Source organism: Arthrobacter pityocampae (genome assembly GCF_002927275.1).
Taxonomy (GTDB): Bacteria; Actinomycetota; Actinomycetes; order Actinomycetales; family Micrococcaceae; genus Arthrobacter_D; species Arthrobacter_D pityocampae.
The window spans coordinates 50437-64411 of the sequence record NZ_PRKW01000004.1 but is presented as its reverse complement, the minus strand read 5'-3'; the positions used below and the strand labels follow the sequence as shown (position 1 = coordinate 64411).

At 67.4% G+C, this 13975-nt stretch carries 7 protein-coding genes; 6 read left to right on the top strand and 1 reads right to left on the bottom strand.

Features of this window, described 5'->3' with window-relative positions:
- Positions 1 to 82 precede the first annotated feature (82 nt).
- The 6 genes from C4K88_RS09295 to C4K88_RS09270 all read left to right on the top strand — a co-directional run bounded on the left by C4K88_RS09295 (position 83) and on the right by C4K88_RS09270 (position 13296).
- Positions 83 to 3976 (top strand): DNA-directed RNA polymerase subunit beta', encoded by a 3894-nt coding sequence (locus C4K88_RS09295; protein ID WP_104121373.1) that lies wholly within the window; start codon positions 83 to 85, stop codon positions 3974 to 3976.
- Positions 3977 to 4344: 368 nt separating this feature from the next.
- Positions 4345 to 4719 carry a 30S ribosomal protein S12 gene (rpsL, locus tag C4K88_RS09290; protein ID WP_043440593.1) on the top strand — a complete coding sequence of 125 codons (375 nt, stop codon included), beginning with the start codon at positions 4345 to 4347 and terminating at the stop codon, positions 4717 to 4719.
- A 1-nt stretch (position 4720) separates the two neighbouring features.
- Positions 4721 to 5191 (top strand): 30S ribosomal protein S7, encoded by a 471-nt coding sequence (gene rpsG / locus C4K88_RS09285; protein WP_043440595.1) that lies wholly within the window; start codon positions 4721 to 4723, stop codon positions 5189 to 5191.
- Between the two features lie 87 nt (positions 5192 to 5278).
- Entirely contained in the window at positions 5279 to 7393 is a 2115-nt protein-coding gene (fusA, locus tag C4K88_RS09280; protein WP_104121372.1) for an elongation factor G, read from the top strand.
- 205 nt (positions 7394 to 7598) lie between these two features.
- Positions 7599 to 8789: an elongation factor Tu gene (gene tuf / locus C4K88_RS09275; RefSeq protein ID WP_043440601.1), complete on the top strand. Its 1191-nt coding sequence runs from the start codon at positions 7599 to 7601 to the stop codon at positions 8787 to 8789.
- Positions 8790 to 9729: 940 nt separating this feature from the next.
- Positions 9730 to 13296: a hypothetical protein gene (locus C4K88_RS09270; protein ID WP_104121371.1), complete on the top strand. Its 3567-nt coding sequence runs from the start codon at positions 9730 to 9732 to the stop codon at positions 13294 to 13296.
- A 189-nt stretch (positions 13297 to 13485) separates the two neighbouring features.
- Here the strand turns inward: C4K88_RS09270 and C4K88_RS09265 are convergent, their stop codons facing one another.
- The gene (locus tag C4K88_RS09265; RefSeq protein ID WP_104121370.1) at positions 13486 to 13869 is read right to left on the bottom strand and encodes a VOC family protein; all 384 of its coding nucleotides are present in this window, start codon (positions 13867 to 13869) and stop codon (positions 13486 to 13488) included.
- Positions 13870 to 13975 lie beyond the last annotated feature (106 nt).

The following is a 13975-nucleotide window of genomic DNA, read 5'->3' as shown; positions in this document are numbered from 1 at the left end:
CTGGACCGGTGGGGGACTCCACTCCCCGCCGCACCCCATAAGACTTCAAGAATTTAGAGAACAAAGAGAGAACAGGGACCCTATGTCCAGCGAATCCTCCTTCGGCCTCATGCGAATCGGACTTGCCACCGCGGACGAAATCCGCGGCTGGTCCTACGGCGAGGTCAAGAAGCCGGAAACCATCAACTACCGCACGCTCAAGCCCGAGAAGGACGGCCTCTTCTGCGAGAAGATCTTCGGCCCTTCCCGCGATTGGGAGTGCTACTGCGGCAAGTACAAGCGCGTGCGCTTCAAGGGCATCATCTGCGAGCGCTGCGGCGTCGAGGTGACGCGTGCCAAGGTGCGCCGTGAGCGCATGGGGCACATCGAGCTCGCCGCCCCCGTCACGCATATCTGGTACTTCAAGGGCGTGCCCTCGCGCCTCGGCTACCTGCTCGACCTGGCACCGAAGGACCTCGAGAAGGTCATCTACTTCGCCGCCTACATGATCACCTCGGTCGACGAGGAGAACCGCCACGCCGAACTGCCGAACCTCCAGGCCGAACACGACCTCGAGAAGAAGCAGATGACGGACCAGCGCGACTCCGACATCGCCGCGATCGCCAAGGACCTCGAGGACGAGATCGCCCGCCTCGAGGGAGAGGGCGCCAAGGCCGCCGACAAGAAGAAGGCCCGCGACTCGGCCGACCGCCAGATGGCGAACGTCCGCAAGCGCGCCGACGCCGACATCGAGCGCCTCGTCCAGGTGTGGGAGCGCTTCAAGACCCTGAAGGTCGCCGACCTCGAGGGCGACGAAGGGCTCTACCGCGAGCTCCGTGACCGCTACGGTCTGTACTTCGAGGGTTCCATGGGTGCCGAGGCCATCAAGAAGCGCCTCGAGAACTTCGACATGCCGGCCGAGGCCGAGATGCTGCGCGACATCATCCAGAACGGCAAGGGACAGCGCAAGACCCGCGCCCTGAAGCGTCTCAAGGTGGTCAACGCGTTCCTGACGACGACGAACAGCCCGCTGGGCATGGTCCTCGACGCCGTCCCGGTGATCCCGCCGGAACTGCGCCCGATGGTGCAGCTCGACGGCGGCCGTTTCGCGACGTCCGACCTCAACGACCTGTACCGCCGCGTCATCAACCGCAACAACCGCCTGAAGCGCCTGCTCGACCTCGGGGCTCCCGAGATCATCGTGAACAACGAGAAGCGCATGCTCCAGGAGGCCGTCGACTCCCTGTTCGACAACGGTCGTCGCGGCCGTCCGGTCACCGGACCGGGCAACCGTCCCCTGAAGTCCCTCTCGGACATGCTCAAGGGCAAGCAGGGTCGGTTCCGCCAGAACCTCCTCGGCAAGCGCGTCGACTACTCGGGCCGTTCGGTCATCGTCGTCGGCCCGCAGCTGAAGCTGCACCAGTGCGGTCTGCCCAAGCAGATGGCACTGGAGCTCTTCAAGCCGTTCGTGATGAAGCGACTGGTGGACCTCAACCACGCGCAGAACATCAAGAGCGCCAAGCGCATGGTCGAGCGGTACCGCCCCCAGGTTTGGGACGTCCTCGAAGAGATCATCACCGAGCACCCGGTGCTGCTGAACCGTGCACCCACCCTGCACCGTCTCGGCATCCAGGCGTTCGAGCCGCAGCTCGTCGAAGGCAAGGCCCTCCAGCTGCACCCGCTGGTCTGCGGTGCCTTCAACGCGGACTTCGACGGCGACCAGATGGCAGTCCACCTGCCGCTGAGCCCCGAGGCCCAGGCCGAGGCACGCATCCTGATGCTCTCCTCGAACAACATCCTGAAGCCGTCCGACGGCCGTCCGGTCACCCTGCCCTCGCAGGACATGATCATCGGTCTGCACCACCTCACCACCAAGCGTGAGGGAAGCGCCGGCGAAGGCCGCGTCTTCACGAGCATGGCCGAGGCCGTCATGGCGTTCGACATGGGCTCGCTCCACCTCAACTCGGTGGTCCGGATCCGCGTCGACAACTTCGTGCCCAGTGCCGACATCGCCGCTCCCGAGGGCTGGGAGCCGGGGACGCCTGCGCTGATCGAGACGTCCCTCGGACAGGTCCTGTTCAACGAGACGCTTCCCCTCGACTACCCGTGGGTGGAGAAGGTCGCCGACAAGGGCCAGCTCTCGACCATCGTCAACGACCTCGCCGAGCGGTACCCGAAGGTGGTCACGGCGGCGACGCTGGACAACCTGAAGGACGCCGGTTTCTACTGGGCCACGCGCTCGGGCGTCACCGTCGCCATCTCGGACATCTCCGCGCCGATCAACAAGGCCGGCATCATGGAGGGCTACGAGACGCAGGCCGCCAAGGTCCAGTCGCAGTTCGACAAGGGCCTCATCGCCGACGAGGAGCGCCGTCAGGAGCTCATCGACATCTGGAACAAGGCCACGAACGAGGTCGCCGCATCCATGCGCGCCGCGATGCCGAAGGACAACACCATCAACCGCATGGTGTCCTCCGGTGCGCGAGGCAACTGGCTGCAGGTCCGTCAGATCGCGGGCATCCGTGGCCTGGTGGCGAACCCCAAGGGCGAGATCATCCCGCGTCCGATCAAGTCCTCGTACCGCGAGGGCCTGTCGGTCCTGGAGTACTTCATCGCCACCCACGGTGCCCGTAAGGGCCTCGCCGACACCGCCCTGCGTACCGCCAACTCGGGGTACCTGACGCGTCGCCTCGTCGACGTCTCGCAGGACGTCATCGTCCGCGAGGACGACTGCGGCACCGAGCGCGGGCTCAAGGTCACCATCGCCGTGCCGAACGCCGACGGTGAGCTGGTCCTGCACGAGGAGGTCGAGAACTCGGCGTACGCACGTACGCTGGCCACCGACGTCCTCGACGCCAAGGGCAAGGTGCTCGCTCCCGCGGGCTCCGACGTCGGAGACGTGCTCATCGGTGAACTGTTCGAGGCGGGCATCTCGGACATCAAGGTCCGCTCCGTGCTCACCTGCGAGTCCAGCGTCGGCACCTGTGCGCTCTGCTACGGCCGTTCGCTCGCGACCGGCAAGACCGTGGACATCGGAGAGGCCGTCGGCATCATCGCCGCGCAGTCAATCGGTGAGCCCGGCACCCAGCTGACGATGCGTACCTTCCACACCGGTGGTGTGGCGTCGGCCGAGGACATCACGCAGGGTCTGCCCCGTATCCAGGAGCTCTTCGAGGCGCGTACCCCCAAGGGTGTCGCCCCGATCTCCGAGGTCGCAGGGCGCGTCACCATCGAGGACGCCGAGAAGCAGCTTCGCCTGGTGGTCACGCCCGACGACGGCTCCGAGGAGATCGCGTACCCGGTCCTGCGCCGTGCACGCCTCCTGGTGGCCGACGGCGAGCACGTCGAGGTCGGGCAGCAGCTCGTCTTCGGCGCGGTCGACCCGAAGCAGATCCTCCGGATCCTCGGCCCCCGCAAGGCCCAGGAGTTCCTGGTCGACGAGGTCCAGCGCGTGTACCGCAGCCAGGGTGTAGGTATCCACGACAAGCACGTGGAGGTCATCGTCCGCCAGATGCTGCGTCGCGTCACCGTGATCGAGTCCGGCGAGTCGGACCTGCTCCCCGGTGAGCTGGCCGAGCGTCGCCGCTTCGAGGACGAGAACCGTCGCGTGGTGTCCGAGGGCAAGAAGCCGGCCTCCGGCCGTCCCGAGCTCATGGGCATCACCAAGGCGTCGCTCGCCACCGAGTCGTGGCTGTCGGCCGCTTCCTTCCAGGAGACCACGCGTGTTCTCACGCAGGCCGCCATGGAAGGCAAGAGCGACCCGCTGCTCGGCCTCAAGGAGAACGTCATCATCGGTAAGCTCATCCCGGCCGGTACCGGCCTGGACCGCTACACGAAGGTCACGGTCGAGCCCACCGAGGAAGCCAAGGCGAACCTCTTCACCGGTCCGAGCGCGTTCAGCGACTTCGACTACGCCGGTGTCGACGGTGGCCTCAGCCCCGAGTTCCACGCGATCCCGCTGGACGACTACGACATGGGGAACAGCGACTTCCGCTGATCTTCAGCCCATGGGGAAGGCCCCGGACCTGATGGTCCGGGGCCTTCCCGCATTCCGGCCCCCCGTGCCCCTACCATGTGGGGGAGGGTCCCTCGTCCGGGGTTCCCGCGGTCTCTGGTAGACTGGGTACCAATTGTTTGTGTGGCAGTGGATTGGCGTTGCGAAACGTATCTCCGTGTTGTACGTAAGTTGTACAGCGAATGCCACATTTTCGCACGCCTACAGTCGTTCTGCGGCAGCATGTCCGTCGGTGGTGCGCCAAACGACCGATCATCCCGACCCACGGACGGTACGACCCCGCAAGGGCGTCGCAGCCGCTGGGTAGGGCGTCACAGATCTCATCTTCAGACATTACGGAGAACACGAAAGTGCCTACGATTAACCAGCTGGTCCGTAAGGGCCGGACACCTAAGGTCTCCAAGACCAAGGCGCCCGCACTGAAGGGTAGCCCCATGAAGCGCGGCGTCTGCACCCGCGTCTACACCACCACCCCGAAGAAGCCGAACTCGGCTCTCCGCAAGGTCGCCCGTGTGCGCCTCAACGGTGGTATCGAAGTCACCGCCTACATCCCCGGGGTGGGTCACAACCTCCAGGAACACTCCATCGTGCTCGTGCGCGGCGGTCGTGTGAAGGACCTCCCGGGTGTCCGCTACAAGATCGTCCGTGGCGCACTGGATACCCAGGGCGTGAAGAACCGCAAGCAGGCTCGCAGCCGCTACGGCGCGAAGATGGAGAAGAAGTAATATGCCTCGTAAGGGCCCGGCCCCGAAGCGGCCGCTCGTTGTAGATCCCGTCTACGGTTCCCCCCTGGTCACCCAGCTGATCAACAAGGTGCTCGTCGACGGCAAGAAGTCCACCGCAGAGCGCATCGTGTATGGCGCACTCGAGGGCGCACGTGCCAAGTCCGGCGGCGACCCCGTCGCAGCGCTGAAGAAGGCCATGGACAACGTGAAGCCGACCCTCGAGGTCCGCTCACGCCGCGTCGGTGGAGCCACCTACCAGGTTCCCGTCGAGGTCAAGCCCGGTCGTTCGACCGCGCTGGCCCTCCGCTGGCTCGTGGGCTACTCCAAGGCCCGCCGCGAGAAGACGATGACCGAGCGCCTGCAGAACGAGATCCTGGACGCGTCCAACGGTCTCGGGGCAGCGGTCAAGCGCCGCGAGGACACGCACAAGATGGCCGAGTCGAACAAGGCCTTCGCACACTACCGCTGGTAGCAGCTCTACCGGCCGGACCGACACCCCGCCAGGGGCGGCCCGGCCGGTGGCCCAGCAGAACTCCATTTTCGTATTGAGGGAGACACCGTGGCACAGGACGTGCTTACCGACCTGAACAAGGTCCGCAACATCGGCATCATGGCCCACATCGATGCCGGCAAGACCACTACTACCGAGCGCATCCTGTTCTACACGGGTGTCAACCACAAGATCGGTGAGACGCACGACGGCGCCTCCACCACCGACTGGATGGAACAGGAGAAGGAGCGCGGCATCACCATCACGTCCGCCGCGGTCACCTGCTTCTGGGAGAACAACCAGATCAACATCATCGACACCCCCGGGCACGTCGACTTCACCGTCGAGGTGGAGCGCTCACTGCGCGTCCTCGACGGCGCCGTCGCCGTGTTCGACGGCAAGGAGGGCGTCGAGCCCCAGTCGGAGACCGTCTGGCGCCAGGCCGACAAGTACGAAGTGCCCCGCATCTGCTTCGTCAACAAGATGGACAAGCTGGGCGCCGACTTCTACTTCACGGTCGACACCATCATCAGCCGCCTGGGCGCCAAGCCCCTCGTGCTGCAGCTCCCCATCGGTGCCGAGAACGACTTCGTCGGCGTCGTCGACCTGCTCTACATGCGTGCCCTCGTCTGGCCCGGCGACTCCAAGGGTGACGTCACCATGGGTGCGAAGTACGAGATCCAGGAGATCCCGGCCGACCTCAAGGAGAAGGCCGAGGAGTACCGCGCGGCCCTCGTCGAGACCGTCGCCGAGTCCTCCGACGAACTCATGAACAAGTACCTCGAAGGCGAAGAGATCTCCGTCGACGAGCTCAAGGCCGGCATCCGCAAGATGACGATCAACTCCGAGCTCTACCCGATCCTCTGCGGCTCCGCGTTCAAGAACCGCGGTGTGCAGCCGATGCTCGACGCCGTCATCGACTACCTGCCCTCGCCCCTCGACGTCCCCCCGATGATCGGTCACGATCCCCGGAACGAAGAGGTCGAGCTCACGCGTGCACCGAGCACCGAGGAGCCCTTCTCGGCCCTCGCGTTCAAGGTGGCCACGCACCCGTTCTTCGGTCAGCTGACCTTCATCCGCGTGTACTCCGGTCACGTGACCGCCGGTACCCAGCTGGTGAACTCGACGAAGAGCAAGAAGGAGCGCATCGGCAAGCTGTTCCAGATGCACGCCAACAAGGAGATCCCCGTCGAAGAGGCTTCGGCCGGGCACATCTACGCCGCGATCGGCCTGAAGGACACCACCACCGGTGACACCCTCTCCGACTCCGCGAACCAGATCGTGCTCGAGTCCATGAGCTTCCCGGCGCCCGTGATCTCGGTGGCCATCGAGCCCAAGACCAAGGGTGACCAGGAGAAGCTGTCCACGGCCATCCAGAAGCTCTCGGCCGAGGACCCCACGTTCCAGGTCTCCCTGAACGAGGACACCGGACAGACGATCATCGCCGGCATGGGCGAGCTTCACCTGGACATCCTGGTGGACCGCATGCGCCGCGAGTTCCGCGTGGAAGCGAACGTGGGCAAGCCCCAGGTCGCCTACCGCGAGACGATCCGCAGCAAGGTCGCCAAGCACGACTACACCCACAAGAAGCAGACGGGTGGCTCCGGCCAGTTCGCGAAGATCCAGATCGCGATCGAGCCGATGGAGGTCGAGGAGGGTGTCCTGTACGCCTTCGACAACAAGGTCACCGGTGGCCGCGTGCCCCGCGAGTACATCCCGAGTGTCGACGCCGGCATCCAGGATGCACTGAACGACGGCGTGCTCGCCGGCTACCCGGTGGTCGGCATCAAGGCGACCCTGCTCGACGGCGCCTACCACGACGTCGACTCCTCGGAGATGGCGTTCAAGATCGCCGGCCGGATGGCTTTCAAGGAAGCCGCCCGCATGGCGAAGCCCGTGCTGCTCGAACCGCTCATGGAGGTGGAGGTCCGCACACCCGAGGAATACATGGGTGAAGTGATCGGTGACCTCAACTCCCGTCGCGGCCAGATGCAGTCCATGGAGGACGCCAGCGGCGTCAAGGTCATCACGGCGCACGTGCCCCTCTCGGGCATGTTCGGCTACATCGGTGACCTCCGATCCAAGACCCAGGGTCGTGCCGTGTACTCCATGAAGTTCGACAGCTACTCCGAGGTCCCGAAGGCAGTCGCCGACGAGATCATCCAGAAGACCCGCGGCGAGTAGCCCCTTCCCGGCAACGGGATCCCGGGGGAGCGGAGGCGGCCTGTCCCAGGGCCGGCCGCCCCGCGCTTCCTTCCGCTGGTCCACCCGGACCGGCGGTGCACAGCAATTTCATCAAAACCAAAAGCCCCCAGTAGACTTGCATGAGTTTCAGCCGCGATCAGCGTGGCTGGGAAGCAATTCTTCTCAAACGTTCTAGGAGGAACCCGTGGCGAAGGCAAAGTTCGAGCGGACTAAGCCGCACGTTAACATCGGCACCATTGGTCACGTTGACCATGGAAAGACCACGTTGACGGCTGCCATTTCCAAGGTGCTGTACGACAAGTACCCCACCCTCAACGAGCAGCGTGACTTCGCGTCGATCGACTCGGCTCCCGAGGAGAAGCAGCGCGGCATCACGATCAACATCTCGCACGTCGAGTACCAGACCGAGAAGCGCCACTACGCCCACGTGGACGCCCCCGGTCACGCTGACTACATCAAGAACATGATCACCGGTGCGGCCCAAATGGACGGGGCAATCCTCGTCGTCGCAGCCACCGATGGTCCGATGGCCCAGACCCGCGAGCACGTCCTGCTCGCCCGCCAGGTCGGCGTCCCCTACCTGCTGGTCGCGCTGAACAAGTCCGACATGGTCGATGACGAAGAGCTCCTCGACCTCGTGGAGATGGAAGTCCGTGAGCTGCTCAGCTCGCAGGGCTTCGACGGCGACGAGGCCCCCGTGGTCCGCGTCTCCGGTCTCAAGGCTCTCGAAGGCGACCCCGAGTGGGTCAAGTCCGTCGAGGACCTCATGGAAGCCGTCGATAACAACGTCCCGGATCCCATCCGCGACAAGGACAAGCCGTTCCTCATGCCCGTCGAGGACGTCTTCACGATCACCGGTCGTGGAACCGTCGTCACGGGCCGCGCCGAGCGCGGAACCCTCGCCATCAACTCCGAGGTCGAGATCGTCGGCATCCGTCCGGTCCAGAAGACCACGGTCACCGGTATCGAGATGTTCCACAAGCAGCTCGACGAGGCCTGGGCCGGCGAGAACTGTGGTCTGCTGCTCCGCGGCATCAAGCGCGAAGACGTAGAGCGTGGACAGGTCATCGTGAAGCCGGGTTCGATCACCCCTCACACCGACTTCGAGGCCAACGTCTACATCCTGGCCAAGGACGAGGGCGGGCGTCACAACCCGTTCTACTCGAACTACCGCCCGCAGTTCTACTTCCGTACCACGGACGTGACCGGCGTCATCACCCTCCCCGAGGGCACCGAGATGGTCATGCCCGGCGACAACACTGAGATGACCGTTGCGCTCATCCAGCCCATCGCCATGGAAGACGGCCTCGGCTTCGCCATCCGCGAAGGCGGCCGCACCGTTGGTTCGGGACGTGTCACCAAGATCCTGAAGTAGTCCTTCGGATCGTCCAGCCCTGCTGGAGCATCGAGGAACCCCTGCCGTCCGCGGCGGGGGTTCCTTCGTTAATGCGCCCTGATCATGCCGCGGCCGGTTCTCCACAGGGAGTTCCCGGGCGCGTCGGTCACGGGTGTGCCCTGCCTATACTGGCCCGGGGGCGGCATCCGGTTCCCATCATGGGGGAGTGGCATTGGGTCTGATTCTGACGATTCTTCTGGTGATCGTCCTGAGCATCTTCGGTGCCGGGTACCTGGCGGGATGGGCGGTCACACGGCGCCGCAGCGCACGTGCCGGGACCGCCGACCGTTACGTGGCGGCGGCGTACGAGCGGGGGTATCGCGAGGGCGCGTCCCTCGCAGCCAGGCCCGCGGATCCCGTGCCGGGCCTGGACCCCGTGCCGGACCTGGACCCCGTGCCGGGCCTGGACCCCGTGCCGGGTCTGGACCCCGAGGCGGATGCGGGCGCTACGACACCTCAGCCTGCGAGCCTGCACCACCCGGAGGCGCCAGGGCATGCGCGGACTCCGTCCAGAGGTGCCTCGGAGCCGCGGCCTTCTCCTGCCGGTGCCCAGGCTCCGACAGATCCTGCCGTTGCGCCGGCGGGGGCTGGCTCCGCGGGTGTGTCGTCTGCGACGGACCCTGCTGGCTCGTTTGCCGGGGCGGGGTCCGCTGGTGTGCCGGCCGGGACGCGTCCCACGGGCGGGCCTGCGGGGACGCGTCCCACGGGCGGGCCTGCGGGGACGCGCTCCACTGGCGGGCCTGCCGGGACGCGCCCCACTGGCGGGCCTGCCTGGACGGGGTCCGCGGGAATCAGCCTTCCGCCCGACCGTCCCTCAGAGGTCGGCGACCCCGTTCCGCCGACCGCGGAGGAACGCGCGGCCCGGCGGGCCGCCCGCGAACTCCGCAGCATCAACATCGCCCTGTACTCCGCCAGTCTGTTGCTCGTTGCGGCCGGCGGTCTCTTCATCGGTGCGGCCGTACCCGGCGCCGCCCGCGCGGCGACGATCAGCGTCGTCGTCGCCCTGTTCTACGTCAGCGGTCTCGTCCTGCATACGCGGTTGCCGCACCTCCGGCCGGCAGCGGTCGCCTTCACGGGTACCGGACTCGCCCTGCTACCGGTGGCCGGATTGTTCTTCGGGTTCCTCACCGGTCAGGTGGCTCTCGCCTGGTTCGCCACGGCAGTCGTCGGCACCGTCGCGTACGTCCTGGCTGCCGTCCGGCTGCACAGTCGTGTCGTCGCGTTCCTCACGCTGCCGTTCTTCCTCTCGATCGCGCTGTCCTCCGTGTCACTGCTCGGAGGCGCGCTCGTCTGGTACTTCACCTGCTCGATCGGCGTGGCCGCCATCCTGGCCGGGCTCCTGCGCCTCGCCCCGGGGTGGCTCCCCGAGGTCATCTCTTGGGCCGTCGTGGACACCCATCGGCTACTGGCGCCGTCCGCCCTCGTCGCCTCCGTGCTGCTCGGTCCTGTGCTGACCGAGGCGGACCGCGCTCAGCTATGGGTGGTTGCCACCCTGTACTACGCGGCGCTGCTGGCGTTCTACGACGCCCAGAGGATCCAGCACTTCTATGCCGTGAGGCTCGTGGGCACGATCACCGTCGTCCTCACCGCGGGGGCTGCCGGCAGCTCGGCAGGATGGATCTCCTTCCTCCTCGCCGTGTGCCTCGCCCTTCAGATCACGGCTCTGCTCGCTGTGCCGGGCAGGGCCAGGACGTTCCTCGACGCGGCGCGCTCGGCCGGCCGGGACAACCCGGACGTTGTTACGCGGCGCACCTCCCTGTACGCCGTCGACGTCGTCCTGACCTTCGTGACGCTGGGCCTGGCCGCAGCTGCCTCCATCTTCTCCTCGGGGTGGGGGATCCTCGCCGGTCCGGGGGATGGCCCGGACGCCCTGCTGCCTGTACTCCTGGTGCTGATCACCGGTATGGCGATCGCCGTGCGGAGCGGCGGAGCACTCGAATTGCTCGTCCTCCCGGGAGCACTCCTCAGCACGATGACCCGGTGGGACAACCCCTGGCGGGCGGAGACGGTCCTCGCGCTGACGGCCGTCTACCTGGTCCTGCGGGCAGGGCGCTCGACCGGCCGGTACCGGGAACGCTTCATGCTGGCTGCGCGAGGGGCGGTGACCGTCCTGGCGCCGATCGCCGTGCTCGTCCACCTGCAACCACCACTGCCCCCGCCCTGGCAGGTCGGGGAGGTCGCAGGCCTCGCCCTCCTGGTGGCCTTCGCGGTGAACCAGCTCGTCGAGGTCCGCCGATGGCGCCGACGGTCGGCGAGCGTGTACAGCCCGTGGGTGATCTGCACCGCGAGTGGGGCATCGCTCGTCACGGCCGTCGCCCTGGCCTCCGGGACGGAGACCTTCGCCATCGTGGCGTCCGGCCTCTGGATCTGCGTCCTGGCCGGTTGCCTGACCTCCCTTCTCCTACCCCTCGGCGAGGCAGGTGGTCGCGGCCTGTCGCCTGCCGCGCCGCACGACATTGAGGGCATCGAGGCAAGCGGTCACGTCCTGTCGGCTGCTGCGCCGCACGACCCCACGGGCGATGCGGCGGGTGGCCGCGTCCTGTCCGCTGCTGCGCCGCACGACTCCACGGGCGATGGAGCGGGCAAGGCGCACGTGCGGAATATCCCGGGCGCCCTGACGGAGGCCATCGGCCCCGTCTCCCTCGTGGTGGCGGCCCTCGCAGGGATCGGAGCCGGATTCGGCATCCGCTCCTACGAGGTGCTGCTGGTCGTCGCCATCGGCTACGGAGCCCTCATGGCGCGGCGCGCAGGCGACCGTCTGCGCCGTGGCGCGTACCTCCTGGCGGCACAGTTGTCCTTCACCGCCCTCGTCGCGACGGTCTCCGCTGACCTGGACCTCTCGGTGCACGAGGTGTTCGCGGTGACGGCCGTGAGCATCGCCGTGCAGGAACTGGTGCGGGTCCTCCTGCGCTCGAGGTTCCGCCAGGCGGGGCTGCAGGGATCGTCGGCATGGCTGAGCATCGGCCTCCTCGCCACCGTTCCCCTGGCCTACCTGGCGGTCAGCAACCCCGACGCACGGCTCGATGTGATCGTCCTGCATCTCGTCCTGCTCGGCACCGTGTCCGCCGTCCTGTTCCTCGTCCAGCACAAGGGCGCCACCGCATACCCTGCCCTGTACGCCGGTGCTGCGCTCATCGCGGTCCTCTCGAAGGACTTCGGCCTGGCACCGGCAGGACTACTGCCCGAGGCGCCGCTGTCCGTGCCGGTCGGTGCGCTCGTCGCGGTCGCCTGCGCGGTCGCTCTCGCGATGGTGCGCGTCCGCGCCTCGGCCTCCCGCCTCCGGATGCCGAGCCGCATCGGCGCCGGATTGTTCGCCACCGAGGCGGTCCTCTTCGCCTTCGCGGACGGAGCCGGTTGGGACCGGGTGGTCGTCGCCGCCGCCGTGGCCGGTATCGGCTTCACCCTGGCGCAGCGCGAGGCGTTCTCCGGACTCGACGCCGGGGGAGCGGCAGCCGTCATCGTCGCCGCCCCCGCCTTCGTGGACCAGGTGGACCGGACCACCGGCGGGACGCTCGGCTCCGACGCGATCCGCCTTCTGGGCGGTGCGGTGCTGGCTGCCGCTTTCCTGCACCTCGCCCGGGTGTTCCTGCCGGGTGAGGATGCGGCCGGGCATCGGTACCGGATCCTCGGCGGCCTGGCCCTCGGCTGGACCGCCGTCGCCGCGGTCCTCGCCATGCCCGCGGACGACTCGGCCGTCGCAGGCTCCCTGCTCCTCGCCGTCGTCGCCGTGCTCGGGGCATGGGAGGTTCCGGCTCGTATCCGCTCCGTGTACTGCGAGGTGGCCTTCCTCGTGGTCGTGCTCTCCGTGCAGCGCGTGGCCTGGCTCCTCCTCGACGGGATCGACTTCTTCTGGGCGGCGCAGTGGTGGGTGCTCGCCCTCGCGCTGCTCGCCGCCTGGTCCTTCACCCGGGGCGTGCCGGGCCGGGGGCTTCTCTGGCTCCCGGGATCCGCGACCATCCTCTCGGCGACAGGTCTCCTGACCGTGGCCGGAGGCACAACGGGCGCGCAGGTCTGGTCGCTCTGTGGCCACGTGGTGCTCCTGGCAGCCGGCGTCGCCCTGTCACGACGACTGTTCAGCCTCTGGGGTGCCGTCGGTATCGCACTCGCACTGCTCTGGTTCCTCCGCGGCTTCACGTTCCTGCTCCTGACGGTCGCGGCGCTTCTGCTGCTGGCCTTCGCTGTCTGGAAGCTCAACCGCCAGGGGCAGGGTCCACCGCCCGGCGCTCAGACCGGTACCGGCACCCCCGACGACGGGCCCGGACCGGCGCCCGGCGCTCAGGCCGGTACCGGAGCCTCCGACGACGGGACCGGACCGGCGCCCGGCGCTCAGGCCGGTACCGGTGCCCCCGACGACGGGTCCGGACCGGCGCCCGGCGCTCAGGCCGGTACCGGTGCCCCCGACGACGGGTCCGGACCGGCGCCCGGTGAGGGCAGCGGGTCGCACCCCGGCCCGGAGGTGGCCCGGGACCTGTCGCCCCAGTCGTGAGGTGGCCCGGGACCTGTCGCCCCGGTCGTGAGGTGGCCCGGGGCCTGACGCCCCGGTCGTGAGGTCGACCATGGCCCGTCTAGCGCTATTAGCAGAAGGGCCCCGCTGCCGGTGCAGCGGGGCCCTTCCTGCCGTCCTTCCTGCCGTCTCTTCCGTGCCGGAGGAGAGGGCGATCGTGCCTCGGCACGGTCAGGCGGTGATCTGGTGGAGGCAGAGGATGTTCCCCTCCGAGTCGGTGAACCACGCCGAACGCAGATGGTCGTTCTCGGCGATGTGGTCCACGGTCTTCAACCCGGGGAGGTCGTAATCCTCGAGGGTCACTCCATGCTGTTCGAGGACTGCTATCTCCGCTTCGAGGTCCTCCACCTCGAAGCTGAGCTCGGTATTGCCGGACGGCGCGCTATCGGGCTTGAGCTGCAGCTCGATGCCGTTGTGCCCGTCCTCGCTGAAGAGGAAGGTCCCTTCCTCCCAGGCCCTGTCGGCGTGGAGGCCGAGGTTCGTCTCGTAGAAGTTCCGGGCCCGGTCCAGGTCCCGCACAGGCAGGATGGTCGTGGTCCTGTTGGCGCTGATCATGGCTGATCTCCTTCGCGATGGGGGACCAATATTCTAGTTCTCGGGGCTCCGGATGGACCGGGACGGCCGTGAAGTCGAGTAGCACACATCACCCGGGTGACGCCCG